At 62.6% G+C, this 25,631-nt stretch carries 23 protein-coding genes; 8 read left to right on the forward strand and 15 right to left on the reverse strand.

The window, feature by feature from the left end:
* Window positions 1-96: 96 nt before the first annotated feature.
* Both trpS and GR197_RS01560 read right to left on the reverse strand, forming a co-directional pair.
* On the reverse strand, window positions 97-1,161 hold the full coding sequence (gene trpS / locus GR197_RS01555) for a tryptophan--tRNA ligase (protein ID WP_164006284.1): 1,065 nt from the start codon (window positions 1,159-1,161) through the stop codon (window positions 97-99).
* Between the two features lie 120 nt (window positions 1,162-1,281).
* On the reverse strand, window positions 1,282-1,692 hold the full coding sequence (locus GR197_RS01560; RefSeq protein WP_164006285.1) for a VOC family protein: 411 nt from the start codon (window positions 1,690-1,692) through the stop codon (window positions 1,282-1,284).
* 189 nt (window positions 1,693-1,881) lie between these two features.
* On the opposite strand from GR197_RS01560, the gene GR197_RS01565 reads away from it, so the two are divergent.
* Window positions 1,882-2,310: a YcbK family protein gene (locus tag GR197_RS01565; protein ID WP_164006286.1), complete on the forward strand. Its 429-nt coding sequence runs from the start codon at window positions 1,882-1,884 to the stop codon at window positions 2,308-2,310.
* A 214-nt stretch (window positions 2,311-2,524) separates the two neighbouring features.
* Here the strand turns inward: GR197_RS01565 and murJ are convergent, their stop codons facing one another.
* The 4 genes from murJ to mutS all read right to left on the reverse strand — a co-directional run bounded on the left by murJ (window position 2,525) and on the right by mutS (window position 10,160).
* Window positions 2,525-4,105, reverse strand: a complete 1,581-nt coding sequence (murJ, locus tag GR197_RS01570) for a murein biosynthesis integral membrane protein MurJ (RefSeq protein WP_164006287.1) — start codon at window positions 4,103-4,105, stop codon at window positions 2,525-2,527.
* A 24-nt stretch (window positions 4,106-4,129) separates the two neighbouring features.
* A complete protein-coding gene (locus tag GR197_RS01575) occupies window positions 4,130-7,036 on the reverse strand; it encodes a [protein-PII] uridylyltransferase (RefSeq protein WP_164006288.1) in 2,907 nt (968 codons plus the stop codon).
* Between the two features lie 107 nt (window positions 7,037-7,143).
* Window positions 7,144-7,419, reverse strand: a complete 276-nt coding sequence (locus tag GR197_RS01580) for a hypothetical protein (RefSeq protein WP_164006289.1) — start codon at window positions 7,417-7,419, stop codon at window positions 7,144-7,146.
* A 14-nt stretch (window positions 7,420-7,433) separates the two neighbouring features.
* The gene (gene mutS / locus GR197_RS01585; protein ID WP_164006290.1) at window positions 7,434-10,160 is read right to left on the reverse strand and encodes a DNA mismatch repair protein MutS; all 2,727 of its coding nucleotides are present in this window, start codon (window positions 10,158-10,160) and stop codon (window positions 7,434-7,436) included.
* A gap of 113 nt (window positions 10,161-10,273) precedes the next feature.
* On the opposite strand from mutS, the gene GR197_RS01590 reads away from it, so the two are divergent.
* Both GR197_RS01590 and GR197_RS01595 read left to right on the forward strand, forming a co-directional pair.
* Window positions 10,274-12,559 carry an NADP-dependent malic enzyme gene (locus GR197_RS01590; RefSeq protein WP_164006291.1) on the forward strand — a complete coding sequence of 762 codons (2,286 nt, stop codon included), beginning with the start codon at window positions 10,274-10,276 and terminating at the stop codon, window positions 12,557-12,559.
* A gap of 187 nt (window positions 12,560-12,746) precedes the next feature.
* Complete coding sequence (locus GR197_RS01595) at window positions 12,747-13,733, forward strand: helix-turn-helix transcriptional regulator (protein ID WP_164006292.1); 987 nt, start codon at window positions 12,747-12,749, stop codon at window positions 13,731-13,733.
* A gap of 45 nt (window positions 13,734-13,778) precedes the next feature.
* Here the strand turns inward: GR197_RS01595 and GR197_RS01600 are convergent, their stop codons facing one another.
* The 6 genes from GR197_RS01600 to GR197_RS01625 all read right to left on the reverse strand — a co-directional run bounded on the left by GR197_RS01600 (window position 13,779) and on the right by GR197_RS01625 (window position 20,301).
* Window positions 13,779-14,657 carry a GNAT family N-acetyltransferase gene (locus GR197_RS01600; RefSeq protein ID WP_164006293.1) on the reverse strand — a complete coding sequence of 293 codons (879 nt, stop codon included), beginning with the start codon at window positions 14,655-14,657 and terminating at the stop codon, window positions 13,779-13,781.
* A 108-nt stretch (window positions 14,658-14,765) separates the two neighbouring features.
* The gene (locus GR197_RS01605) at window positions 14,766-17,045 is read right to left on the reverse strand and encodes a hybrid sensor histidine kinase/response regulator (RefSeq protein WP_164006294.1); all 2,280 of its coding nucleotides are present in this window, start codon (window positions 17,043-17,045) and stop codon (window positions 14,766-14,768) included.
* Between the two features lie 55 nt (window positions 17,046-17,100).
* Window positions 17,101-17,604, reverse strand: coding sequence for a signal peptidase II (lspA, locus tag GR197_RS01610; RefSeq protein WP_164006295.1), 504 nt, complete (start codon window positions 17,602-17,604; stop codon window positions 17,101-17,103).
* Window positions 17,601-18,461, reverse strand: coding sequence for a TrmH family RNA methyltransferase (locus GR197_RS01615; protein WP_164006296.1), 861 nt, complete (start codon window positions 18,459-18,461; stop codon window positions 17,601-17,603). Before GR197_RS01615 ends, lspA begins: the two co-directional genes overlap by 4 nt.
* The gene (locus GR197_RS01620; protein WP_164006297.1) at window positions 18,458-19,555 is read right to left on the reverse strand and encodes a class I SAM-dependent methyltransferase; all 1,098 of its coding nucleotides are present in this window, start codon (window positions 19,553-19,555) and stop codon (window positions 18,458-18,460) included. The genes GR197_RS01615 and GR197_RS01620 overlap by 4 nt, the downstream gene beginning before the upstream one ends.
* Window positions 19,556-19,674: 119 nt before the next feature.
* Window positions 19,675-20,301 carry an NUDIX hydrolase gene (locus GR197_RS01625; protein ID WP_432444189.1) on the reverse strand — a complete coding sequence of 209 codons (627 nt, stop codon included), beginning with the start codon at window positions 20,299-20,301 and terminating at the stop codon, window positions 19,675-19,677.
* Between the two features lie 68 nt (window positions 20,302-20,369).
* On the opposite strand from GR197_RS01625, the gene GR197_RS01630 reads away from it, so the two are divergent.
* Both GR197_RS01630 and GR197_RS01635 read left to right on the forward strand, forming a co-directional pair.
* Window positions 20,370-20,825 (forward strand): SRPBCC family protein, encoded by a 456-nt coding sequence (locus GR197_RS01630; RefSeq protein ID WP_164006299.1) that lies wholly within the window; start codon window positions 20,370-20,372, stop codon window positions 20,823-20,825.
* Window positions 20,826-20,875: 50 nt separating this feature from the next.
* On the forward strand, window positions 20,876-21,310 hold the full coding sequence (locus tag GR197_RS01635) for a GNAT family N-acetyltransferase (protein WP_164006300.1): 435 nt from the start codon (window positions 20,876-20,878) through the stop codon (window positions 21,308-21,310).
* 31 nt (window positions 21,311-21,341) lie between these two features.
* Here the strand turns inward: GR197_RS01635 and GR197_RS01640 are convergent, their stop codons facing one another.
* From GR197_RS01640 to sppA, 3 genes are all read right to left on the reverse strand, one after another.
* Window positions 21,342-21,674, reverse strand: a complete 333-nt coding sequence (locus tag GR197_RS01640; protein WP_164006301.1) for a DUF1049 domain-containing protein — start codon at window positions 21,672-21,674, stop codon at window positions 21,342-21,344.
* A gap of 167 nt (window positions 21,675-21,841) precedes the next feature.
* Window positions 21,842-22,141 (reverse strand): integration host factor subunit beta, encoded by a 300-nt coding sequence (locus GR197_RS01645; RefSeq protein WP_003544934.1) that lies wholly within the window; start codon window positions 22,139-22,141, stop codon window positions 21,842-21,844.
* Window positions 22,142-22,170: 29 nt separating this feature from the next.
* Entirely contained in the window at window positions 22,171-23,121 is a 951-nt protein-coding gene (sppA, locus tag GR197_RS01650; RefSeq protein WP_164006578.1) for a signal peptide peptidase SppA, read from the reverse strand.
* A 224-nt stretch (window positions 23,122-23,345) separates the two neighbouring features.
* Here sppA and lptC point away from each other — a divergent pair, with 224 nt between their 5' ends.
* Genes lptC through lptB form a run of 3 tightly spaced genes read left to right on the forward strand, consistent with a single transcriptional unit; the run spans window position 23,346 to window position 25,494 of the window.
* Complete coding sequence (gene lptC / locus GR197_RS01655) at window positions 23,346-24,011, forward strand: LPS export ABC transporter periplasmic protein LptC (RefSeq protein WP_164006302.1); 666 nt, start codon at window positions 23,346-23,348, stop codon at window positions 24,009-24,011.
* Window positions 24,012-24,026: 15 nt separating this feature from the next.
* Complete coding sequence (locus tag GR197_RS01660) at window positions 24,027-24,677, forward strand: LptA/OstA family protein (protein WP_164006303.1); 651 nt, start codon at window positions 24,027-24,029, stop codon at window positions 24,675-24,677.
* A gap of 40 nt (window positions 24,678-24,717) precedes the next feature.
* Window positions 24,718-25,494 (forward strand): LPS export ABC transporter ATP-binding protein, encoded by a 777-nt coding sequence (gene lptB, locus GR197_RS01665; protein WP_164006579.1) that lies wholly within the window; start codon window positions 24,718-24,720, stop codon window positions 25,492-25,494.
* Window positions 25,495-25,631: the final 137 nt, after the last annotated feature.

Raw genomic sequence — 25,631 nt, forward strand, 5'->3', positions numbered from 1 at the left:
ACACCCGAAGCGGAAAATTTGCAAGCCCAGTTTTTCCTCTTCTCCCCCGGGAGAAGGTTCTCTTCTCCCCCGCCGGGGGAGAAGAACAGATCACCCTCAGTAGAGGAAGCCGATGACGTCGCGAACCTGCTTCATCGTTACCTCGGCGCGGGCCCTGGCGCGTTCGCCGCCCTTGCGCAGGATCGCGTCGATATGGCTGGTATCGTCCATCAGCCGGCGCATCTCGCCGGTGATCGGCGCCAGCACATGGATGGCGAGATCGACCAGCGCCGGCTTGAAGACGGAGAACTGCTGGCCGCCGAATTCGGCAAGTACCTCGGCCTTCGACCTGTCGGCAAGGGCCGCATAGATCGCCACCAGATTGTCGGCTTCCGGGCGGCCCTGCAGCCCGTCGATCTCGCTCGGCAGGCCGTCCGGATCGGTCTTTGCCTTGCGGATCTTCTTGGAGATCGCGTCCTCGTCGTCCATCAGGTTGATGCGCGAGAGGTCGGAAGGGTCGGATTTCGACATTTTCTTGGTGCCGTCACGCAGCGACATGACGCGCGGCGCCGGCCCGCCGATCAGCGGCTCGACCATCGGGAAATAGGCATGCACCGGCTCGTTGCCGACGGTGATGTCGACGCCGTAACCGGTCCTGCTGATATGCTCGGCATAATCGAGGTTGAACTTCATCGCGATGTCGCGGGCAAGCTCCAGATGCTGCTTCTGATCCTCGCCGACCGGCACATGGGTGGCGCGATAGACGAGAATGTCGGCGGCCATCAGGCTCGGATAGGCGTAGAGACCGAGCGAAGCCTGTTCGCGGTCCTTGCCGGCCTTGTCCTTGAACTGCGTCATGCGGTTCATCCAGCCGATACGGGCGACGCAATTGAAGATCCACGCAAGTTCGGCATGCTGCGGCACGGCCGACTGGTTGAAGACGATGTGCTTTTCCGGATCGATGCCGGCGGCGATAAAGGCGGCGGCAATCGAGCGCGTCTGGCTCGGCATGTCCTCATGCACGAGTTGGGCGGTGAGCGCATGCATGTCAACGACGCAGTAGATGCAGTCATTGCCGTCCTGCAGCGCCACGAAGCGGCGGATCGCGCCGAGATAATTGCCGAGATGCAGATTGCCGGTCGGCTGCACGCCGGAGAATACGAGTTTCTTGAATTCGCTCATGTCGTCCTCAATAGGCTGGTGGAGGGCCCACAGCTTTAAATGGCTGCATTGCAGCAGGGCTTTCGCCCGTGTTGCTAACGCCGCGGCTTATGCACGGGCAACCGGCCGCAATCAAGAGGTTCAGGCAGCGTGATGCTGGATCAGATCGAAGCTGTTGCCGTAGGGATCGGCAAACACCGCGACCGTGCCGTAAACCTCATGCCGCGGCTCTTCCAGAAAGCGCACGCCGGCCGCAAGCATTGCGGCATGGTCGCGGGCAAAATCGTCGGTCTTCAGAAAGAAGCCGACACGGCCGCCGGTCTGGTTGCCGATCGCCGCGCGCTGCGTCGCATCTGCCGCCTGCGCCAGCAGAAACGCGGCGCCATCTCCAACACCGGCGCCACCCTTCGGCTTCACCACCACCCAGCGCTTGCCCTCCGGCTGCGTCTCGTCCTGCAGGCAGTCGAAACCGAGGGCGCCGCAATAGAAAGCCTTGGCGCGGTCGTAATCGTCAACCACGAGGGTGACGAGGAAAAGTGACTGGATCGTCATGTTCTATCTCCCGATTGAGACGATTATTCCAAATTGGATCGGCAATATCCGCGGTTTTAAGCCAAATTGATCAAGGCGATTACTTATAATTGGGTATAAAATTTCACAGAAAAGCTTTTATTGAACTGAAAATCCTCGACCGCGCGGCATCGGCCCAATGGCCGCCGTGTCAACCGCCCGGAGGGGACCATGCAGAACGCCAGTTTGCTCGCCATGGCAGGCCTTTTCGCCCTACAATCCGCAACCAGCGCCGTCGGTCAAGACAGCAGAAGACCTGTCCTTCATCTTCCCAGGCCCGACGCCCGCCTCGCTTACACGGTCCAGACCGTCAGCGTTCGTGCCGGCTGTTTTCCCGAGCGTCTTCGGGCGGTCCTGTCGCATATCGCCGTAAAAACCGGACGCCGGCCGATGATCACCTCCGGCCTGCGGCCGCATCCCAGCCGCCATGGATCCCTGCACGGAAAATGCCTGGCGGCCGATATCAGAATGCCGGGCCTGTCGGAGCGCACCATCATCGCAGCCGCCAGAAGCGCGCCTGGCATCGGCGGCATCGGCACTTATTGCAACGGCATCGTCCATGTCGACGTCGGACCGCAGCGGCGATGGGTCGATTGTTGAAGCAATCCAGGAAAGTGCTGCTCGGCTTTGCAAATGGCTGTCCGGTTTGTGCCGGGATTTGCCCCTCACCCTCACCCTCTCCCGTAAAAAACGGGGAGAGGGGACGTGCCCCGCGAGAGGTCGGTGAGGTCGCGGCATATCCCCTTCGCCCCGTTTACGGGGGAGAAGGTGCCGGCAGGCGGATGAGGGGCAGGTCTCGGCAATCTCCCTAACCTCAACCGTCCTTTGCCGGCGCCGGCTTGCGGTTCAGATTGCGCCGGATCATGCCGAGATTTGCTCCGCCGATCAGGAAGGCGGCGGCGAAATAGACCAGCATGGCAATCGCAATCAGCAGCCCGAGGGTGCCGATCTTGGTCAGAAGCGGCGCGCCGGAGGCAAGCGAGGGCGCAAAGTGCTGCTTGAGGAAGACGATCGCCGCGCCCATGACGGCTGCGGCGACGATCAGCAGAGCGGTGCGTTTTGCCAGCGCCCATTCCCATGTCAGATGGCCGCGGCGCAAAAGCGTGGTGAACAGCAGCACGGTGCTGATCCAGCCGGCAGTGGCTTCGGCAACGGCGATGCCGGGCGCACCCATATAGGGAAAGAGGGTCAGCGCCGTGGCGCAGTTGGTGGCCACCGCGATTGCCGAAAAGCGCATCGGCGTCTTGGTGTCCTCACGCGCATAGAAGCCCGGCTGCAGCGCCTTGATCAGCACGAAGGCCGGCAGGCCGATGCCGTAAATCGCCAGGATCGAGCCGACGACGGCGGTGTTTTCCTGATGGAAGGCGCCGCGCTCGTAAAGCACGCGGATGATCTCGTCGGAGAGGATCCACAGCGCGAAGGCGGCGGGGATCGTCAGGAACAGCACGAATTCGATCGAGCGGTTCTGCAGGTTTCCGGCCTCGCGCAGATTGCCGCCCTTCAGCGCCCGGGCAAGTTCCGGCAGCAGAACCACGCCGACGGCAACGCCGACGACGCCGAGCGGCAGCTGGTAGATCCGGTCGGCATATTGCAGCGCTGCGATGGCACCCTCGCGCGACGAGGCGATCGCCTGGCCGATCAACTGGTTGATCTGGGTGATGCCGCCGGTCACCGCAGCCGGCACCGCCAGGATCAGCAGCCGCTTGACGTTCGGGGTCATCTTCGGGAAGCGGAAACCGATGCTCATGCCGGCCGCAAGCACGCCGACATAGACGACGGCGAGCTGCAGGACGCCGGCGGCAAGAACGCCAAAGGAGAGATACCAGGCCGTCGTCAGCGGATCGGCACCGCTATGGAGCGCATAAAACAGCGCCCCGATCATCACCACGTTGAGGAAAACCGGCGCGATGGCCGCGGCGAAGAAATGATGCAGCGAATTCAGCATGCCGCTCATCATCGCCGTCAGCGACATGCACATCAGATAGGGAAACATCACCGCCGCCATGCGGATGGTGATCGAGAATTTTTCGGGATCATCGGCAAAGCCCGGCGCAATGACGAAGCGCACCAAAAGCGGCATGCAAAGCTCCATCACGATGGTGATGAGCAGCAGCACCGAAAACAGCACGCCGAAGACTTCTTCCGAAAAGCGCTTGGCGCCATCGGTGCCGTTCGCCTCGATCTCCTTGGCAAAAAGCGGCACGAAGGCGGCGTTGAAGGCGCCCTCGGCAAACAGCCGGCGAAACAGGTTCGGAAAGCGGAAGGCGGCGTAAAAGACGTCGGCCATCGGTCCGGTGCCGAGTGCGGCGGCCATCAGCGTTTCGCGGGCAAAACCGAAGATGCGGCTGCCGAGGGTGGCGCCGCCAACGGTTGCGAATTTCTTGACGAGGCTCATTCGTGGGGGCTCATGCTTGGTCGCTCATGCGGGGGAATCGGCTTTCTTTTCGGCTGAGGGCAATGTCCGGGCGGTGGCGGCCGGCGCGATGATGCCGGAGGGCATACGCTCGCGCAGCTCGTCTTCCTCCTCGGCCATGACGGCCTTCATCCGGGCGGTGATGTTGGCGCGCTTGCTGTCGCCGGAGATCTTCTGTCCCACGAGATCGGTAACGTAGAAAGTGTCGATCACCTTCTCGCCGAAGGTGGTGATGCGGGCCGACTGGATGTCGAGCGACAGGTCGGAGAGCACGGCGGTGATCTCCGACAGCAGTCCCGGCCGGTCGAGGCATTCGACCTCGATGACCGTGAACTTGTTCGACAGGCTGTTGGTGATGTTGACCGACGGCGGAATGACGAAGGCCTTGTTCTTCTTGCGGTGGCGCGCGCGCGTGGCGATCACCTCGGGCAGCCGCTTGCGGCCGGACAGCACGTCCTCGATCATCCGCCCGATCGTCGCGGCCCGGCGCAACTCGTCGGCATCGTCGGCAAATTCGCGGCTGACATGGATGGTGTCGAGCGCCCGCCCGTCCGACGTCGTGAAGATCTGCGCGTCGACGATGTTGGCGCCGGCCGCAGCACAGGCGCCGGCGATGACGGCGAGCAGGCGCGGATGGTCGGGCGACAGCACGGTGATCTCGGTGATCGCATGGAAACTGTCGGTGCGCACCGTGGTGGCGAGCGCCTGGCCGGATTTGTCGGCATGGCGGATGAAGTGGGCGTGGCGGATCTGGTCTTCCAGCGGCACGGAGAGCAGATAGGGCTGGTAGTGCAGCTTGGTATAGGTGTTGCGGTCCTTCTGGCTCCAGTCGGCCAGTGCCGAATGCAGCGCCTCGGCGGCGGCGCCGGCGCGCTCCTTGCGGGAGACCTCCGAAAAACCGCCGGCGAGCAGCAGCTCGGTTTCGTAATAGAGCGTGCGCAGCAACTGGCCCTTCCAACCGTTCCAGACGCCCGGACCGACGGCGCGGATATCGCAGATCGTCAGGATCAACAGCATCTTCAACCGGTCGAGCGACTGGACGCGGTCGGCGAAATCGGTGATCGTCTTACGGTCGGTGAGGTCGCGGGTCTGCGCCACCATCGACATGGTCAGATGTTCCTCGATCAGCCAGACGACGATTTCCGTCTGCTTCTGCGACAGGCCGAAGCGGCTGCACAGCTTGCGGGCGACGCGGGCGCCGGCGATCGAGTGATCCTCCTGGCGGCCCTTGGCGATGTCGTGCAGCAGAACGGCGACATAAAGCGCCTCGCGATCCTCGATGCCTGAGAACAGCTTGTTGGCGAGCGGATGCAGATCCTCGGAGCGTCCCTGGTCGATCTCGGAGAGAACGTCGACGGTGCGGAGCAGATGTTCGTCGACCGTATAGTGGTGATACATGTTGAACTGCATCATCGCGACGATCTTGCCGAATTCGGGAATGAAGCGGCCGAGCACGCCGGCCTCGTTCATCCGCCGCAGGATGAGCGCCGGATCGCGCTTCGACGTCAGGATCGACATGAACAGGCGGTTCGCCTCGTCGTTTTCCCGCAGATTATTATCGATCAGCGCCAGCGAACGGGTGACGCGTTTCAGCGCATCCGGGTGGAATTCCAGCCCGTTGATGTCGGCGACGTGAAAGAGCCGGAGGATGCTGACCGGATCGCGTTTGAAGACCTCCGCGTCGGCAAGCGCGATGCGGCCGCGGTCCTCGACGAATTCGACGCTGCCGGCGATCTTGCGATTGCGATGGGTGAAGCGGCTGATGACGCCGGTCAGGCCCGGGATCGACTTCGCCTGCTGGTCTTCGAGCGCGGCGCAGAGGATGCGGGTCAGATCGCCGACATCCTTGGCGACGAGGAAATAGTGCTTCATGAAGCGCTCGACCGCCGAAAGGCCGGGGCGGGTGTGATAGCCGAAGGCCTCAGCGATCTCGCGCTGGATGTCGAAGGACAGCCGTTCCTCGGCCTTGCCGGTGAGGAAGTGCATATGGCAGCGCACCGCCCAGAGAAAATCGTCGGCTTTCTCGAGCAGACGGTATTCGTGCTTCGAGAGCACGCCGAGCTTGACCAGTTCCGCCTGGTCGCGCACGTGATAATAATATTTCGAGATCCAGAACAGCGTGTGCAGGTCGCGAAGCCCGCCCTTGCCTTCCTTGACGTTCGGTTCGACGAGATAGCGCGTATCGCCCGCCTTGCGGTGGCGCTCGTCGCGCTCGGCAAGCTTGGCAGCGATGAATTCCGGGCCGGTGCCGGTGACGATTTCCTTGTCGAAGCGGGTCTCGAGCTCGGTTTCCAGCCGTTGCAGGCCGCAGATATAGCGCATCTCCAGGATGGCGGTGCGGATCGTCATGTCGGATTTGGAAAGCGCGATGCATTCCTCCACCGTGCGGGTGGCGTGGCCGACCTTGAAGCCCATGTCCCAGAGCACGTAGAGCATGAATTCGACCGCCTTGTGCGTCTCCTCCGCCGGCCTCGGCGTGAAGAGGAAAAGCAGGTCGATATCGGAGCCGGGGGCCAGCGTGTCGCGGCCGTAGCCGCCGACGGCGGTGACCGCGAACTTGTCCTTCTGCTGCGGAAAGATATGGGCGGTGGCGAAATTGTAGAGGACGGTGATGATCTGGTCCTGCAGCCAGGAAATCCGGTAGGCGCAATTCAGCCCGCCGCCGTCGGCCATCAATGCGGCCCGCGCCTTCTGCCGGCCTTCGGTGCTTGCCTTTTTCAAAACGGCGAGAAGATCGGCGCGCAGCACGTCGGGCCGGTTGCGGTTGGCCTCGCCGACGGCATCGCACTGCTTCTGCAACAGTTCGACGTCAAGGATATGGGAAAAATCAAGCTCGCGCATCGCTGTCGCCGGGGCGGTTTCCTGTTCATGCCGGACGGCCTGATCCTGGCTCGCCTCGTGTTTCGTCTGCATGCGCTATAATCCCTTTATCAGGCGATTGACACGCGCCCTCATACTGCAAGAACCTTTAAATTTGGCGAAATGGTGTTGGTCAGCCGCGCGACGGCTTTCCTGAAAACTCAGGTGGTGGCCCGCGCATTCAGCAAATGCAGCACCTGCCGTGTCTCTCTCATGATCTCCTCAAGCGACTGCCGGTCGCATTCGCGATAACCGGCCTTGGCGATCGACGTTCCGAGCTCCGAGATCATAGCGCAACAGCGGGTAATTTTCAGCATGCCGATCGGCGACGTCCAGCCGCGCGCATTGCGGTCGGCGTCGGCGCGCCGCATCGTATCGAGCATCGAGCAGATGAGCGAGAGGCGCTCCGTTTCGCGAACCAGCTTTTCCATGAACATCGCGTGCCGCTGCCCTATTTCAGTTTCTTCTTGAGGTCGTAAAGTGCATCCATTGCCTCGCGCGGCGTCATGTCGTCGAGGCTCATCGCCTTCAGCGCCTCCTCGACCTTGGACGGTCCGCGGGCCGTGTCCTCGCGGCGCACCGCCACCTGGAAGAGCGGCAGGTCGTCGATCAGCTGGCTCGCCGGGTTCTTGCGGTCGGCATCCTCCAGCCGGGTCAGCACATCGCGGGCCCGTGTCACGACCGAGGCCGGGAGCCCGGCAAGGCGCGCGACCTGGATACCGTAGGAGCGGTCGGCCGCACCCGGCCCGACCTCGTGCAGGAAGATGACGTCGCCATCCCATTCCTTGACCCGCATCGTGGCGTTCGATAGCCGGCCAAGCTTTTCCGAAAGCACGGTCAGCTCATGGAAATGCGTGGCGAAGAGGCCCCGGCAGCGGTTGGCCTCATGCAGGTGCTCGACGGAGGCCCAGGCGATCGACAGGCCGTCGAAGGTGGCGGTGCCGCGGCCGATTTCGTCGAGGATAACCAGCGAACGGTCGCTTGCCTGGTTGAGGATAGCAGCGGTTTCGACCATCTCGACCATGAAGGTGGAGCGCCCGCGGGCCAGGTCGTCGGAGGCGCCGACGCGCGAGAAAAGCCGGTCCACGATGCCGATATGGGCTGATGTCGCCGGCACGAAGCAGCCCATCTGCGCCAGGATTGCTATCAGCGCGTTCTGCCGCAGGAAGGTCGACTTTCCCCCCATGTTCGGCCCGGTCAGGAGCCAGATCGCGCCGTCCCGGTCGCCGGCCCTCGGCGACAGATCGCAATTGTTGGCGACAAAGGGGCCGCCCGCCTGCCGCCGCAGCGCCTGCTCGACGACCGGATGGCGCCCGCCTTCGATGGCAAACATCTTCGAGCCGTCGACCTGCGGGCGGCAATAGGCCTGCTCCTCGGCTAGAAGCGCCAGGCCTGCTGCAACATCGATGACGGCAAGCGCCCGGGCGCCGGATTTGATCGCCTCGGCTTCCGCAACCACGGCCGCCGTCATCTTCTCGAAGGCGGCGAGCTCGATCGTCAGCGCCCGATCGGCGGCGTTGGCGATGCGGCTTTCGAGATCGGCAAGTTCGGTCGTGGTGAAGCGCATTGCGCTCGCCATCGTCTGGCGGTGGATGAAGCGGGCCTTGGCCTCCGCCGTCGCGGTCATCGGCGAGGCATTGCCTGCCGTCACCTCGATGAAATAGCCGAGGATGTTATTGTGCTTGATCTTCAGCGACCGGATGCCGGTCTCCTCGGCATATTGCAATTGCAGGCCGGCGATCACCCGCCGCGACTGGTCGCGCAGCGCCCGGACCTCGTCGAGCTCGGGGCTAGCGCCATCGCGCAGGAAACCGCCGTCGCGTTTCAACAGCGGCAATTCGTCGGCGAGCGTCTCGGCCAGCAGAGTTTCGATCGCTGCGGGGAGGGCTTGCAGCCCGGACAGCGCCTGGCCGAGTTCTTCAGGCAGCATCGCGCCGGCGAGCATGGCCGCAACTTCGCTCGCCGCTTGAAGTCCCTGGCGGATCGCTGCGAGATCGCGCGGGCCGCCGCGGTCGAGCGCCAGCCGCGACAGCGCCCGCGGCATATCAGGCACATGTTTCAGCGTGTCGCGCAGATTGCCGCAGAGCAGCGGCTCGTCGATCAGGAAGCCGATCGAATCGAGCCGCGCATTGATGCGGACGGGGTCGGTCAGCGGCGACATCAATCGCTCGGCAAGAAGCCGCGCCCCGCCGCCGGTGACGGTGCGGTCGATCGCTTTCAGCAGCGAGCCGTTACGGTCGCCAGACAGCGTCCGGGCCAGTTCCAGATTGGCGCGGGTGGCGGGATCGATGAACAGCGTCGATGCCGCACTTTCCCGTTCCGGCTTTCCAAGCGGCGGCCGCTCGGCGATCTGGGTCTTCTCGACATAGGCGACGGCGGCGGCTGCCGCCGCCAGCTCGGCGCGCGAGAAGGTGCCGAAGCCGTCGAGCGTCGCGACGCCGAAATAACGCGCGATCCGGCCTTCGGCGCTGGCGCTGTCGAAAAGCACGGAAGGTTGCGGCACGGCGGTGCGGCCGAGCACGTCGAAGACCGGTTTGAGTTCCGGATCGTGGAAGATCGTTTCGGGCAGGATGAGTTCGCGCGGATCGATACGCAGGATATCGGCAAGCAGCCGCGAGGCTTCGGTCTCGGCAAGCCGGAAGACGCCGGTGGAAATATCGATCCAGGCCAGCGCCAGCAAGGGTTCGGCCCCGCTGCGAATGCGGGTCAGCGCCATCAGATAATTGGATTCCGAGGGCGAAAGCAGCTTTTCCTCGGTGATCGTGCCCGGTGTGACCAGGCGAACGACATCGCGCTTGACGACCGATTTGCCGCCGCGTTTTTTCGCTTCGGCCGGATCCTCGATCTGCTCGCAGACGGCGACGCGAAAACCGAGGGAAATCAGCTTCTGCAGATAATCGTCGGCCGCATGCACCGGAACGCCGCACATCGGGATATCCTGGCCCATGTGCTGGCCGCGCTTCGTCAGCGTGATGCCGAGCGCCCGCGAGGCTTCCAGCGCATCTTCGAAGAACAGCTCGTAGAAGTCACCCATGCGATAGAACAGCAGCGAACCCGGATTGTTCGCCTTGATCTCGATAAATTGCTCCATCATCGGCGTCGCCGAGGCACGGCTTTCCGCCGTGGCAAGCTCGGCTGCCGAAAAGGCTTCATTCCCTGTGTCTATTCGTGCGTTCACGGAGGTGCAGTTTTTCCCAAAAAAACAGGTGCCAACCCTATCCGCGCGCCGCTATAGATGACAACAGCATTTGAGGAAGAGCAAAGCGTCGCCCACAGGACGTTGGAGGATTTATGCCCGATATCGATAATAAGAACCGGCCAACGACATCTGTTACCGACCAGGAGGCGCTCGAATTTCACGCCATGGGCCGCCCAGGGAAACTGGAGGTCGTCCCGACCAAGCCGATGGCGACGCAGCGCGACCTCTCGCTTGCCTATTCGCCGGGTGTCGCCGTGCCGGTCAAGGCGATCGCCGCCGACCCGCAGACGGCCTATGATTACACCGCGCGCGGCAACATGGTCGCGGTCATTTCCAACGGCACGGCAATCCTCGGCCTCGGCAATCTCGGCGCCCTGGCTTCCAAGCCGGTCATGGAAGGCAAGGCGGTGCTGTTCAAGCGCTTTGCCGACGTCGATTCCATCGATCTTGAGATCGATACGGAAAATGTCGACGAGTTCATCAATTGCGTGCGCTTCCTCGGCCCCTCCTTCGGCGGCATCAACCTCGAAGATATCAAGGCGCCGGATTGTTTCGTCATCGAAAGCCGGCTGCGCGAGCTGATGGATATTCCCGTCTTCCACGACGACCAGCATGGAACGGCAATCATCGCCGCCGCCGGCCTGATCAACGCGCTGGAGCTGACCGGCCGCGACCTGAAGACCACCAAGCTCGTCTGCAACGGCGCCGGTGCTGCGGCGATCGCCTGCATCGAGCTCATCAAGGCGATGGGCTTTGCGCCCGAGAACATCATCCTCTGCGACACCAAGGGCGTCATCTACCAGGGTCGCACCGAGGGCATGAACCAGTGGAAATCGGCGCATGCGGCAAAGACCGACACGCGCACGCTGGAGGAGGCGATGGAGGGCGCCGACGTCGTTTTCGGCCTGTCGCAGAAGGGCGCGTTTTCGGCCGAGATGATCCGCTCGATGGCCGAGCGGCCGATCATCTTCGCGATGGCCAATCCCGATCCCGAGATCACCCCGGAAGAGGTGGCCCGCATCCGCGATGACGCCATCATGGCCACCGGCCGTTCGGACTATCCGAACCAGGTCAACAACGTCCTCGGTTTTCCCTATATTTTCCGCGGCGCTCTCGATGTCCGGGCCTCCACAATCAACGACGCGATGAAGATCGCCGCCGTCAAGGCGCTGGCAAACCTTGCCCGTGAGGATGTGCCCGATGACGTGGTGGCCGCCTATCAGGGCAACCGGCCGCGTTTCGGGTCGCAATACATCATCCCCGTTCCCTTCGATCCGCGGCTGATCTCGGCGATACCGGTCGCGGTCGCTGAAGCGGCGATCGAAAGCGGCGTCGCCCGCAAGGTCATCACCGATATGGCGGGTTACGCCCGTGAGCTTTCGGCGCGCCGCGATCCGATCGCCTCGACCTTGGCACGGCTCTACGAGCGTGTGCGCCGGCACCCGAAGCGGATCGTCTTTGCCGAGGCCGAGGAGGAACAGGTCCTGCGCGCCGCGATGTCCTACGCCAACCAGCAGCTCGGCACCGCCATCCTGCTCGGCCGCGAGGACCTGATCCGGGCAACGGCGGAACGCGCCGGCATCGATCTCAACCGGCCGGGCCTCGAAATCGTCAATGCCCGTATTTCGACCCGGGTCGAGGCCTATATCGACTATCTCTATGCCAGGCTGCAGCGCCAGGGTTACCTCTACCGCGACGCCCAGCGGCTGATCCACAACGACCGCAACCATTTTGCCGCTACCATGGTGGCACTCGGCGACGCCGACGGCATGGTGACGGGCATCACGCGCAATTATTCGACGGCGCTCGAAGATGTGCGCCGCTGCATCGACAAGAAGCCCGGCCACCGCATCATCGGCGTATCGCTGGCGCTCTGCCGCGGCCGCACGGTCTTCGTGGCCGATACCGCCGTACACGACATGCCGACGGCCGAGGAGCTTGCCGATATCGCCGAGGAGGCCGCGGGTCTGGCGCGGCGCATGGGGTATCCGCCGCGCGTCGCCCTGCTCGCCTATTCCACCTTCGGCCATCCCTCCGGCGAACGCTCCGAGCGGGTGCGCGAGGCGGTGAAAATCCTCGACAAGCGCCGCGTCGATTTCGAATATGACGGCGAGATGGCCGCCGACGTCGCTCTGAACCGCAAGGTGATGGAGCAATATCCGTTCTGCCGCCTGTCCGGTCCTGCCAACGTGCTGGTCATGCCGGCTTTCCACTCGGCCTCGATCTCGACCAAGATGCTGCAGGAGCTCGGCGGCTCCACGGTCATCGGCCCGATCCTCGTCGGCGTCGACAAGCCGGTGCAGATCACCTCGATGGGCGCGAAGGACAGCGACATCGTGAACATGGCGGCGATCGCCGCTTATGGCGCCGGTTCGTAAACTCGCTCTGCCTCCGATATGAGACGGCATTCTGTGCCCGGCCGACAACATGTCGGCCGGGCACAGCCTTTTGTGGCTTATTCACCGAGGACATGGTTGAAAGGGTTAACCTGATAAGTCATACTTTTGATGCGGCAATCTTATGCGGGCGGCATAATCAAATATTTCATCAGCCCTTTGAGTTCCCATGTTGGAAAATGCATCCGTCAATTTCATCGCCCGATTTCAGGGGGCAACTTTCGACCATATGGTCGAGGCTCTGACCAAGGGGTTCGGTTCGTTCGACGCATGGCGCAATGGTCGAGAGAAACCCCTCGACTGGAAGGTCGGGTTTTGGGGTGATGAGAGGTTGTCGCTGGTCAGCAACCAGGATTCCGGCGGCTGGGGTGCAAGAACTGCACATGGGACGGAAACTCTGGCAGTCATCGTTCCGCGCACTGGTGCCCTCGACGTAGCGTTTGGTCGGACTGTGGCCGAAGCGACCCCCGGGCGGCTGTTATTGTCGAACAATCTTGAGCCGGAACGGGTTTCCGTGAGGGCAGCACCTCACCGGTCAGACACACTCAGTCTGAGCTGGGCGATCATCGCTCAGGCCGTCGCCGCCGTATTGGAGACCCCGCTGATCGGGCCAATGGACTTGGCGCCGGTCGTCGAACGTTCCACCGCAGCGGGACAGTTGATCGGCAATCTCGCCCAAACGATGATCATCGGCATGCGCAATGACGGCCCGCTGCTTCGCTCGCCAATTGCCATGTCTAACCTGATCCAGGCGTTTGCCGATCTGGTGGTGCGCTTGGTTCCTCATCGGCTCTCGCATCTCCTCGACAAGAAAATCCATCTGATCGCGCCGCGGCAAGTCCGTTGTGCAATTGAATTTATGCATGCGAATATCGCACAGCCGGTGACGATGCAGAGTGTCGCAGAGGCGGCGGGCATTTCCATTCGCTCTCTTGAAGTCAGTTTTCGTGCCTTCAAGGGAACCACACCGTCTGTCTACTTCAGGACGATTCGCCTGCAAGCGGTCCGAGAGGATCTACGCGATCCTTCAAACCGGCAGTCGTTGCGGGACATCTGCTTGAAGTGGGGGTTCGTTCACTTTGGCCGTTTTGCGGCAACCTATCGGGCGGCATATGGAGAGAACCCGTCGGACACGAGAAGGCGCTTCGATATATGAGGGCGCGCCATCGGAGAGCCTAAAGCGCTTCGCGATCTCTCCGTTCTAGCTCGCGAAGCGGCCGGCGTCGGCGCCATAATAGTTGAGGTAGCGGTCGGAAATGCTGGAGATCGGCAGTACGATCAGCACGTCGGTCGTGTTGAAGGCATGATCGACAACGGCGCTGGAGCCGACCATCGCGCCAAGGCGCATATAACCCTTGATCAGCGGCGGCAGCGCCATCAGCGCCCGCTTCGGGTTGACCGCTTCGACCGGCATCAGGTCCATATTGCGGGCGAGATGCGGCAGTGCGCTGACGGCCCATTCGTTCTTCGCCAGCACATTATGGTAGAGGAAAGACAGCGCCAGCGCATGGCTCTCCAGATAGACGCCGGGGAAAGAGGCGCAGCCGAACATGGCGCTGACGCCGTGCTTCAGCGCATAGGCCCAGTTGCCCTGCCACAGCAACTCGACGGTGCGCTTGGTGCGGTATTCCGGCAGCACGCAGGAACGGCCAAGCTCCATGAAACGCTTGTCCGGATGTTTGGCAATGAGGCTCTCGATCTCGAATTCGGAAGCCGAGTAAAAACCGCCATTGGCGATGGCGACATCCTGGCGCAGCAGCCGGTAGGTGCCGACGATCTGGTCTTCCGGATCACCTTCGATCGTGCGGTCGAGAACGAGAAGATGGTCACAGAAGGCGTCATAGGCATCGACATCGCGCTGGCGGCGCATGGCGTCAAGCGGCAGCTGTGCCTTCATTTCGTTGACGAAGACGCGGTAGCGCACGGCCTGGGCGGCATCGATCTCGCGCGCCGTGCGGGCGAGGCGGGTTTCCAGATTGCCGATGCGGCCGAGGATATCGCCGTCCTTCTGCACAGCCGCCGTCGAGGGCGGTGCAGCCTCGGCGGTAGTGTCACGATTCAGGATGTCGATGGCGGACATGACGATTCTCCCGTTGCCGGCTTATCGACGCCATAAAACACTTCTCTGCGACAAGAAAGTGACATATTGGATTTCCCAGCGCAAGACGCATGCCGGCCCCGCGGCACGTTACCGCGCCTCTGCCCGACGGGCGGAAAGTGCGGCGACCGCTTGAACTTCGGTCAGCAGCCGCACCGGGTCGACGGGCTTTACCATCACGCGGTTGGCGCCGTTCAGCAACACCTGGCGGCGCGATTCGTCGCTTTTGTCGGCGGTGAGCACGATCACCGGCACCGGGGCAAGATCGAGCCGCCTTTCGTGGCCGCGCAGGCGTCCCAGCATGTCGATGCCGTTGCCGCCGGGCATCGACAGGTCGCTGATGATGATATCGGGCCGGGCATTCGCCTCGCAGAGAGCGCAATCGAGCAGCGCCTCGAAATCCTCGACGTGGCGCACCTTATGCCCGCCCTTTTCGAGCACCACACGCACCAGCATGGCATTGATCGGATCGTCCTCGCCAAGCAGGATGTTGAGCCCGCTGGCTGTCACCAGCGTCTCCGCCAGCGAAAGGCCGAAGCCCGGCTGATTGTCGTTTAGCGCGTCGCGCTTCTCCATGCCGCGCATGCGCCCACGCAGCACGTCGATCAGCGATTGTTCGCGCAGCGGCCGGATGAGCCAGGCATCGAAGAGGTCGAGCGGATGGGCGCTGCGCTCTTCCGGATTGACGAGCAGGACCTTGCGCAGGCCAAGAGCGGCGATTTCGGCGCGATCGGCAAGATGGGCGGAAAATTCCGCCGACATGCGATGGTCGATGATGATATCGGTCGGCCGCTTTTTGCCGTTGGCCAAGCCGAGCAGCGCTGCCCGCGCGCTCTCGCCGTCGGCGACGAGATGGCAGAGGCCGCCGAGCGTGGTGATCGTCTCGGCGATGGCGGTGCGCGCAGCACCCGCCGGCGCCAACAGCACGACGCTGTTGCCGGCAAGCAGCATATTTCGCCTGTCGGGGCGCTCGCTGCCGACATCGACAGGGAAGCGGATGGTGAATTCGCTGCCTCTGCCCTTTTCGCTGGCAACCGTCAGCGTGCCATTGAATTCGCGCATGATGCGAGCCGAGATGGCAAGGCCGAGCCCGGTGCCGCTACCCCTGTCGGCAACGGTCCCGCCTTGCTCGAACTCGCCGAAGACGCGCGCCTGCTCCTCCGCCGTCATGCCGGGACCGCTATCGGTGACGGTGATCGACAGGTTGTCTGCGTCGAGCGTCACGCGAATGAAGACGCCGCCGACCTGGGTGAACTTCACGGCATTGCCGATGACGTTGAAAAGAACCTGGCGTAGCCGCGCCGGATCGAAGCTCATATTTTCCGGCACGTCTGAAGACACCGTGGCGCCGATCTCAATCCCTTTTTCATGCGCCCGATGGGCGAGCATCTCGACAACGCTTTCCAGAAGCTTGCGCAGCGATTCCGAGCGCGGGTGCAGCGCGAAGCGACCGACCTCGATGGTGGAGAAATCGAGCAGATCCTCGACGAGCTGGGTCAGCGCGTGGCCGGACTGGCGGATATTGGCGAGATAGTTCTGCTGCTCCTGCGTCAGCCGAGTCTCGGCGAGCAGATGCGTCATGCCGAGGATACCGGAAAGCGGCGTGCGCACCTCGTGACTGACTGTGGCAAGCAGCCTCGATTTGGCGGCGCTGTTATATTCGGCCTTCTGGCGGGCCTCCTCGCGGCCCTGGGCGATCAGCCGCTCGTCGGTCACATCACGCGCCACGCTCTGCAGCAGCAGACGGCCGTTTGCCGGATCGCGGGTGACGACGTCGCGCCAGAGAAAGATGCGCTGGCCGTCCGGCGTCGAGATCTCGACGTCGAAGCAATGCGGTATCGGGCCGGGGCGGAAGGCAAGCCCGATCTCCTCGCAGCTCCGTCCTTCCGGACGCAGCCGCCCGGTCAGGCGGCGAAACGTGTCGTTGGCGGCGATGATGCGCCGGTCCATGCTGCGGCTGACGGTGATGTCGCCGAGGACGTCGTGCACGTCGGCAAACAGCTTTGCGCCATCGTTCCAATCCGGCAGGGATTTGCCGCCGCGCCGGGCGATGCGCCGGCGAACCATCAGGACGGCGTAACTGGCGATGACGGCAAGGCCGAGAACGACAAGACCGCCCGAAAGCAGCAGCGGATCGCCGGCATGGGCAAGCAGCGTCAGGATCATCGCGGCAAGCAGGCCGGCGCCACCAAGCCAGTAGACCAGCAGGCGCCGTGTCGTTGCAGGCCCCATGTCGCTGTCATCGGCTGCCTCAGTCGCCGACGCGACCGGTCGCAAGGAGGAGGCCCCCACCCGCTCTTCATGCGGCTTGGCGGCGGGTCCGCCGAAGGCGGCGGACAATCTTTCCTGCAACTGTCCCAGGTTGTGCATGCTATTTTGATAACATGAGGCCTCTTCCGAATGCCTTCAGGAATTCGATAAGATTTTAGTGGCCGGCCTTTTTCGGCAGCAGCAGCTCGTCGAGAATGACGCAGCCGGCCCCGATGGTGATGAAGCTGTCGGCGAGATTGAACACCGCGAAGGACCAGCTTTCGGTGTGGAAAAGAATGTAATCGATCACATGGCCATAGGCGAAGCGGTCGACGAGATTGCCGATCGCGCCGGCGATGATCAGCGCATAACCGAGATGGGCGAGCCAGCGGTCCTTCGCCGTGCGGTTCCACAGCCAGATGACGAAGGCGACGATGACGAGCCGCATGCCGACGATGAACCAGCCGTCCATGCCCGACAGCATCGAAAAGGCGACGCCGAGATTGTAGGTGCGGTAGAGCGCCAGCATCGGAATAACCGGCACGGCCTCCTGCAGCGGCAGGTAATGATCGACAGCGATCTTGACGGCCTGGTCGATGACAACGGCGATGACGATGAAGAAGAGGATCGGCGCCGGGCGCGAAAACAGCGCGGGGCGGGCATACGTCTGTTCGGTCATTTGCCCTCGGCAAGTGAGAGGAGATGGCGGCGGGCTTCGAAAAGCATGACGGCAGTGGCGACGGCAAGGTTCAAGGAATCGGCGCGGCCCTGCTGCGGAATGCGGGCAAGCGCGTCGGCTTGCCCGGCCAGCTGGTCCGGCAGGCCGGATTGCTCGTTGCCCATCAACAGCACAACGGGCTTTTTCCGGTAGTCGATGGTGCGGTAATCGACCGCGCCGGCAAGATGCGTCGCGACCACGCAAACACCGGCCGATTTCCGCCAGGCGACGAATTCCTCCGGTGTCGCGCGTGCGACCGGAACCGCGAAGACCGAGCCCATGGTGGCCCGCACCGTTTCGAGCGAGAACGGATCGGTCGTCTCGCCGATCAGGATGATGCCGGAAGCGCCGGCTGCATCCGCCGTGCGGATGATGGTGCCGAGATTGCCGGGGTCTCGCACCCGGTCGAGCGCCACCCAGGTCTCGCCCTCCCTCGGCCGGATAGCCTTGAGCTGCGCCCAGCGTTGCTCGAAAATGCCGACCACCATCTGCGGATTGTCGCGGCGGGTGATCGAGGCAAGCACCTTTTCGTTGACTTCGAGCACCAGCCCGCCCGAGGCGACGGTCCTTGCCGCCATCTGCTCGACCAGCGGCTTGCCCTTGGCCGCCTTGGCATAGACCAGCGTGCGGATCGTCCAGCCAAGTTCGATCGCATCGATGACGAGCTTCAGTCCTTCGGCCAGGAAAGTCCCGCTTTCCTCCCGCGACTTCTTGTTCGTCAGCGCCTTGATGTCCTTGATGATGGGATTGGCAAGCGAGGTGACTTCCTTCACCTGTCCGACCCTGCGCGGTCCCTGATCGTGGAAGTCCTTGCTCATTTCGGCACCCAGCGGGAAAAGAGGGAAGTGGAAAGCGCGCGGCCCTGGGTCTTGCCGTCGAGGCCCGCCTCGCGGATCACCAGTTCGCCGGATTCGACCACCCCGCCGGCGCCCCGCATCGTCTCGCGCATCAGTTCGTGGATCGAATAGAAGCTGGCGCGGATCGAATAGGCCGTCAGCACCAGACCCACCGCCTTCGGCGACAGGATCTCGCGGCAGACATCGAGCATCAAGGGCAGATGCTCGAAGAGATGCCAGACTTCGCCGTTCGGGCCGCGGCCGAATTTCGGCGGATCGGTGAGGATGATGTCGTATTGGCTGCCGCGACGTTCCTCGCGCAGGATGAATTTCATCGCATCCTCGCAGATCCAGCGGATCGGCAGCTTCTCCATGCGCCCGAGCGCCTGGTTTTCGCGCGCCCAGCCGATTGCCTTTTTCGACGCGTCGACATGGGTGACCTCGGCGCCGGCTGCGGCGGCAACCAGCGAGGCGACGCCGGTATAGCCGAAAAGATTCAGCACCTTCAGCGGCCGGCCAGCCTTTTCGACCTGCTCCTTCATCCAGCTCCAGTGCACGATCTGCTCGGGGAAGACACCGACATGGCGGAAGGACGTGAAGCGGCCGAGGAAATCGACGCCGAGCAGATTGAGCGGCCAGGCCTCGCCCAGCGCCTCCTTGGGGAAGCGCCAGCGGCCGGTGCCTTCCTCGTCGGTATCGCCGGTGAAGACGGCATCGACCTTTTCCCAGACATGGGGCGGCAGCGATGGCCGCCACAGCGCTTGGGCCTCCGGGCGGATGATGCGGTAGGGCCCGTATTGCTCGAGCTTTTCGCCGTTGCCACTGTCGATCAGGTGGAAGTCGCCGGCTCCGAGCGATTCGAGGATGACGGGCACGCGCTCGGTTGGACGCTCGCCGCTGCGGGTCATCAGCGGACGCTCGATAGCGGCAGGCACAGCCGCCTCGCGCGCCGTCTCGCGGCTGGCCGCAGGCTGCGCGACCGGCTTTGGCGGCCGGCTGGCCCGATCGTCCCTGCGGCTTTCACCGGAAGAACCTGAGGTCTTCTTCTGGCCCGGCCGGCGTTCTCTCTGTCTCAACGTGCTCTTCCGCGTCTCTGTCGGGGATATTACAATGGGTCTGCGTCCTTCACAGCGCCCTTTGAAGTATGCAGTAGCCCAGAAAACCGTGCCGGATCAACTGCGCGCCCGCATCGCAGTTATTTCAAGCCTTCGGCCGACTGCCTGCGAAGCCAGCTTTCCGCCGCATAAAGGGCTGCGACATGCATCGATTGCATGATGACCGCGCCGGATTGCAGGTCGCCGAGGATGTCGGCAAGATCGGCAAACAGCAGCTCGACCTTCTCGCCGGGGTCGAAACGCGGCTCGCCGGCCCTGCTGAGGCCGAGCGCCAGCCAGCTGGTCACGGCGTTGCTGTGGCTTGCGGCATTCGGATAGGAGGTCAGCAGCTTGACGAAGGTCGAGGCTTCATAGCCTGTCTCTTCCCGCAGTTCGCGCTTGGCTGCCGCCAAGGCCGCATCGCCGATCTCGCCGTCTGCCGGTTCGACGCCGCCGGCAACGAGACCGTGGAGGATCTCGCCGCGACCGTGCCGATATTCCCGGGTCAGCAGCACGCGCCCGTCGGGCATGACAGGCACGACGTTGATCCAGTCGGGATAGTCGAGCACATGGAAGGGCGCGATGACGGTCCCATCGGCGGTGACGCAATCATCGCTGCGGACCCGAATCCAGCGGTCCTCATAGGTGATGCGGCTTGCCGTAACGTTCCAGGGCTTCAATTCGTCACTCATCGCCAATTCCTTGCTCCGCAACCAGCGAGATAACATTCCTCCCCGCCTTGGCAAAAGGCTTTTCCACTGGGATAAGGTGGACGAATTAGAGATGGGGCTATCGAATGGATTTCACCGGCGAAGAACGCATCGCCGCGCCGCGGGACGTCGTCTGGGCAGCGCTCAACGATCCCGAAATCATGCGCGGTTGCATTCCAGGCTGCCAGGGCATCGAGCGGCTGTCGCCAGATGCCTTCGAGGCGACGATCAGGGTCAAGTTCAGCCTGTTGTCGGCCACCTTCCATGGGGTGCTGACGCTGTCCAATGTTGATGCGCCGAAGAGCTACACGCTGTCGGCCGAAGGCAAGGGCGGTCTTGCCGGCTTCGCCAAAGGCAGCGCCGATATCGTGCTCGAGCAAAGCGGCGCCGAGACCATCCTGCATTATCGGGCAAAAGCCGAACTCGGCGGCAGGCTCGCCCAGCTCGGCGCACGCCTGCTCGATTCGACCTCGCGAGAGCTCGCCGAACGGTTCTTTTCGGATATCAATGCCGCCGTCATGGCGAAGATGGCGGCCGGCTGATCGCGCGCTTTGGGCTTGGCGGGAATAGGGGCTTGGGTTAAATCGACGTCATGACGTGGACAATCAGGCCGCCCGGCGCGAAAGACCAGGAAATGCTCGCGGAGATTTATCTTTCCGTGCGCCGCCAAACATTCGTCTGGGTCGACCCCGGCAAGTTCTACCGCGAGGATTTTGCCGCCCATACCAATGGCGAGACGGTCTTCGTCTGCGAGCATGAAAACGGCAGTGTAGCCGGCTTCCTGTCGCTCTGGCCGGCCGATGATTTCATTCACATGCTCTATATCAGCCCGGACTTCCAGGGCTTTGGGGCCGGTACGGCGCTGCTGCAGGCGCTGCCCGAATGGCCGCAACACCGGTACCGGCTGAAATGCCTGGTGAAGAACGGCAGGGCGAAAGCATTCTACCTCGCCCATGGTTTCCAGGTGACTGGCAACGGCACCTCGCCGGAGGGCGACTACGAGGAACTGAGCTTTTTTCCGGATTGACCGGTGGTCGAAGCGTCCCCGACATAGCCTGTTACCGCGACGGCAGCTGCCCGGCGATCTCCTCGGCGCGGTTCTTGTGGCGGTCGGCTTCACCCTGCCAGCGGATGGCTTCCTTGGCTTCGGTGCGGGCGCGCTTGCGGTGTTTGCCCTGGCTGAACCAGGTGGCGGCCGAACCGATCAGCATGCCTGTGATCAGGGCAATGAACAGGAAGACGAAGAAGGGCGCAGAAATTGCAAGCACCTGATCGTCAGGCCGGAACGGGTTGAAGGCGAGCGTAGCGCTCTGCCGGTTGGCGACGCAAAAGATGATGAGGATGACGCCGAGCGGCAGCAGAATCAACAGGTTGACGATCTTCTTGGCCATTTGAGGTCTCCACATGCCGGATTGCGCCGATCTTTCCTGGCGCGTTTCAAGCCTTTAATCAACGCGTCGGCCCCGAAAATCGATTCCGATTTTCGGGGCCGACGTGCAAGCAGAATAGGAAAACGGCCTTCGAGTTCAAGTGCGGATTCGCCGCAGGCGGCCGAGACTCAATCCTCTTCGTCGGCCTGGCCGGGGTTCAGCCGCTCGCGCAGCTCCTTGCCGGTCTTGAAGAAGGGAACCCACTTCTCCTCGACGAAGACGGTATCGCCGGTGCGCGGGTTGCGTCCGGAGCGGGAAGGGCGGTTCTTCACCGAAAACGCGCCAAAGCCGCGCAATTCGACGCGGTTGCCAGCAGCCAGTGCATCCGTGATCTCGTCGAGAACCGCGTTGACGATATTCTCGACGTCGCGATGATAGAGATGCGGGTTGCGTGCCGCAACAATCTGCACCAATTCGGACTTGATCACGTTCGCCCCCTTAAATTATTGATTTCTTATCAATCGTGGCCAACCTGCCAAACTGAAAGCAGCCCGTCAAGAAGCAACTTTGGGGGCAGGATTCCATTGATATCCTGGCCTTTCAAGAGATCATCATAACCGAAGATCGTAATCAACCGCGAAACAGCCCCAGCGAGCAGAAAGGGCGTATTGCTCTTCTTGTCCCAGTCCACCATCGGCAGGTCGGCGTCGACGCCGCGCGATTTGAGATAGGCACGGATTTCCGCCTCGCCGCCAATCGTATCGACGAGTTTCACCTTTAGCGCCTGGCGGCCGGTATAGATTGTGCCGTCGGCGAGTTTCAGCACCTCGTCGCGCGGCAGCTTGCGCCGGTCGGCGACCAGATCGACGAACCAGTTATAGCTGTCGACCACCATATTGCGGATCATCGCCTTAGCTTCCTCGCTCGCCTCGTGGAAGGGCGAGGGCTCGGCCTTCAGCGGCGAGGACTTGATCTCCTGCAGCGAGACGCCGATCTTGTCGAGCAGCGGCTGGATCTGCGGATACTGGAAGATGACGCCGATCGAGCCGGTGATCGAGCTGTCGCCGGCGATGATCGTGTCGCCGGCAGTGGCGATCATGTAGCCGGCCGAAGCGGCAAGCGTGCGCACGTCGGAGACGACAGGCTTCTTGGCCGATATCGCCCGGATCGCCTTGAAGATTTTTTCGCCGCCATAGGTGGTGCCGCCGGGCGAGGAGATCGAAATCACCACGGCCTTGACCTGGTCGTTGGTCTCGACCTTCTTCAGCCGCTCCAGCAGCTCGTCATCGTCGACGATCAGCCCCGATATCGTCACATGGGCGATGTGCGGGCGCTGCGTTCCGGCATCGCCGAGGGCGAAGCGGTAGAAGGCGAACCCAAGCGCCACGAAGAGGGCCACCGTGAGCAGGCGCCAGAACCAGAGCTTGCGGCGCAGCCGCCGGCGATCGGCAATCATCGAACTGTCCATAGAAACCTCCAGCGCTGGCACCGGCTTCGGCATGCCGCCGACCAATCCGGTGAAATAGGTGGCAGCGGCGCGTACGAATGCCACTTTTTGATGTTTTTCCGTTTTGTTGCTTGTTGCAGAAAAAATTCCATATTGGCAAGCCAATGTAATAATGCGAAACGAACTGTGATTGGCGGCCGGCTTGTTATGAAGGCGCGGCAATCACCGCACATGGAACGAGACCTATGCTCGAGACCCTGAAGAACAACGGACATGCCGCCTATGCCGGGTCCGGCAAGAGCGCCTATGGCGATGCGTTGTTCCATTCCGCCCGCGTGCGGCGGCTGAAGATCTTGCTGCCGGTGGCGGCCGTCATCATCGCGGCTGGCCTTGCGGCGGTAGCGTTGGTCAGTATCTATCTGCCTGAAAACATCAAGATGGAAGGCGCCAAGATCGAGAACGGCAAGGTCGTGATGGAAAAGCCGGCGATCGCTGGACGCAATTCCGACGGCATCAATTATTCGATGCTTGCCGAAAGGGCGTTGCAGGATATCCGCAATCCCGATCTGATCACGCTCGAGACCATCAAGGCTGCCGTGCCGATGAATGACGGGCTGATCGCCCGTGTCGTCGCCTCGACGGCCGATTACAATCGCGCCACCGACAACCTGCATATGACGGCCCCCTTCACCCTGGTGCTGAGCAGCGGCCTCAACGCGAATTTCCAATCCGCCCATCTCGACATCAAGGGCGGAAACATGCGCAGCGACGACCCCGTCACGATCACCAAGGACAATGCCTCCATTGTTGCGAAGACGCTGGAGATAACCGATAAGGGGCGGGTGATCACATTCGAGGGGGATGTTCGCATGAATGTCGATCCATCCACCATCCATAAACAGGGCACCTAACCAGCCGGGTCATCCATGACAAAAGATTGTCGCATTTCCACTTGCAAGACTGGCCTGGCGTTCATTGCCGGCGCATTTGCGCTTATTCTGACGGCATCGGGCGCGGGCGCGCAGCAGGCGACGGCCTCGATGTCGGGCATGAAACTTTCCAACGACCAGCCGATCCAGATCGAAAGCGACAAGCTTGAGATCCACGACCAGGAACACACCGCCTTGTTCACCGGCAAAGTCAAGGTCGTCCAGGGGACGACGACGATGCAGTCCGGCAAGATGACCGTTTATTACAAGGACAAGGCGGCAAAGCCGGCCGCGGACGGGGCGCAACCTGCAGCCCAGCCCGCAACGAAGCCGCAGCAGTCGGCCTCGCTCGCCTCGGGAAATGCCGATATCGACAAGATCCTGGTCACCGACAAGGTCTTGCTGACCTCGGGCACGCAGACGGCGACCGCCGATGACGGTGCTTTCGACATGGCCTCGCAGACCTTCATCCTGACGGCGGATCAGGGCAATAAGGTCATTCTGTCGGATGGGCCGAACGTTTTTACCGGCTGCAAATTGACGGTTCACATGCAGACCGGCCAGGCGGAGCTTGAAAGCTGCGGCGGTCGTGTCCAGATTCAGCTCGATCCGAAATCGCAGCCGAATGCGCAGCAGAAGCAGAACTGAGAAGCCGGCCTCCCACGTGAAATTAACATCGCTATCCACCATGTTCGGCAAGCCCGAGCCACAAGCTGCGGGTGCCGCCGACAAGAGCCGCTATCAGGGCACGCTCATCGCACGCGGTCTGACGAAGACCTATGCGACGCGTCGGGTCGTCAACGGCGTCTCGCTGGTGGTGCGCCGTGGCGAGGCCGTCGGCCTGCTCGGACCGAACGGCGCCGGCAAGACCACCTGTTTTTACATGATCACCGGCCTGGTGCCGGTGGATGAAGGCACGATCGAGATCGACGGCAACGATGTCACGACCATGCCGATGTACCGCCGCTCGCGCCTCGGCGTCGGTTACCTGCCGCAGGAAGCTTCGATCTTCCGTGGCTTGACGGTGGAAGAGAATATCCGCGCCGTGCTCGAAGTGCATGTCAAGGACAAGGCCGAGCGCGAGCAGAAACTGAACGAGCTACTGGAGGAGTTTCATATCCAGAAGCTGCGCAAGACTGCTGCCGTCGCCCTGTCGGGCGGTGAGCGTCGCCGCCTCGAAATCGCGCGCGCCCTTGCGACCGATCCGACCTTCATGCTGCTCGACGAGCCCTTCGCCGGCGTCGACCCGATCTCGGTCGCCGACATCCAGAATCTCGTCCACCACCTGACCGCGCGCGGCATCGGCGTTCTCATCACCGACCACAATGTGCGCGAGACCCTGGGTCTGATCGACCGCGCCTACATCATCCATGCCGGTGAGGTGCTGACCCATGGCCGGGCAAATGACATCGTCAACAATCCGGAAGTGCGCCGGCTCTATCTCGGCGACAATTTCAGCCTCTGAGCGCGGACGATGCCAAAATAGAGAAGGTGCGCCCCAGTCGTCCTGAAACGGCGCAGGCCTTCCGGCGACACTCGTCCCATCGCAGAAATTAACCGCGCCGACACAGTTCCGCTTGACCAAATGAGATAAAAAAGCAA

The organism is Rhizobium phaseoli (assembly GCF_010668805.1).
Classification (GTDB): domain Bacteria; phylum Pseudomonadota; class Alphaproteobacteria; order Rhizobiales; family Rhizobiaceae; genus Rhizobium; species Rhizobium phaseoli_A.

Coding starts and splice junctions, on each gene's coding strand:
- trpS (WP_164006284.1), bottom strand. CDS start 1,161: ATGAGCGAATTCAAGAAACTCGTATTCTCCGGCGTGCAGCCGACCGGC.
- lptC (WP_164006302.1), top strand. CDS start 23,346: ATGCTCGAGACCCTGAAGAACAACGGACATGCCGCCTATGCCGGGTCC.
- GR197_RS01660 (WP_164006303.1), top strand. CDS start 24,027: ATGACAAAAGATTGTCGCATTTCCACTTGCAAGACTGGCCTGGCGTTC.
- GR197_RS01600 (WP_164006293.1), bottom strand. CDS start 14,657: ATGTCCGCCATCGACATCCTGAATCGTGACACTACCGCCGAGGCTGCA.
- murJ (WP_164006287.1), bottom strand. CDS start 4,105: ATGAGCCTCGTCAAGAAATTCGCAACCGTTGGCGGCGCCACCCTCGGC.
- GR197_RS01630 (WP_164006299.1), top strand. CDS start 20,370: ATGGATTTCACCGGCGAAGAACGCATCGCCGCGCCGCGGGACGTCGTC.
- sppA (WP_164006578.1), bottom strand. CDS start 23,121: ATGGACAGTTCGATGATTGCCGATCGCCGGCGGCTGCGCCGCAAGCTC.
- GR197_RS01605 (WP_164006294.1), bottom strand. CDS start 17,045: ATGCACAACCTGGGACAGTTGCAGGAAAGATTGTCCGCCGCCTTCGGC.
- lptB (WP_164006579.1), top strand. CDS start 24,718: ATGTTCGGCAAGCCCGAGCCACAAGCTGCGGGTGCCGCCGACAAGAGC.
- GR197_RS01635 (WP_164006300.1), top strand. CDS start 20,876: ATGACGTGGACAATCAGGCCGCCCGGCGCGAAAGACCAGGAAATGCTC.
- GR197_RS01615 (WP_164006296.1), bottom strand. CDS start 18,461: ATGAGCAAGGACTTCCACGATCAGGGACCGCGCAGGGTCGGACAGGTG.
- GR197_RS01580 (WP_164006289.1), bottom strand. CDS start 7,419: ATGTTCATGGAAAAGCTGGTTCGCGAAACGGAGCGCCTCTCGCTCATC.
- lspA (WP_164006295.1), bottom strand. CDS start 17,604: ATGACCGAACAGACGTATGCCCGCCCCGCGCTGTTTTCGCGCCCGGCG.
- GR197_RS01560 (WP_164006285.1), bottom strand. CDS start 1,692: ATGACGATCCAGTCACTTTTCCTCGTCACCCTCGTGGTTGACGATTAC.
- GR197_RS01565 (WP_164006286.1), top strand. CDS start 1,882: ATGCAGAACGCCAGTTTGCTCGCCATGGCAGGCCTTTTCGCCCTACAA.
- GR197_RS01625 (WP_432444189.1), bottom strand. CDS start 20,301: ATGTTATCTCGCTGGTTGCGGAGCAAGGAATTGGCGATGAGTGACGAA.
- GR197_RS01640 (WP_164006301.1), bottom strand. CDS start 21,674: ATGGCCAAGAAGATCGTCAACCTGTTGATTCTGCTGCCGCTCGGCGTC.
- GR197_RS01590 (WP_164006291.1), top strand. CDS start 10,274: ATGCCCGATATCGATAATAAGAACCGGCCAACGACATCTGTTACCGAC.
- GR197_RS01575 (WP_164006288.1), bottom strand. CDS start 7,036: ATGCAGACGAAACACGAGGCGAGCCAGGATCAGGCCGTCCGGCATGAA.
- GR197_RS01595 (WP_164006292.1), top strand. CDS start 12,747: ATGTTGGAAAATGCATCCGTCAATTTCATCGCCCGATTTCAGGGGGCA.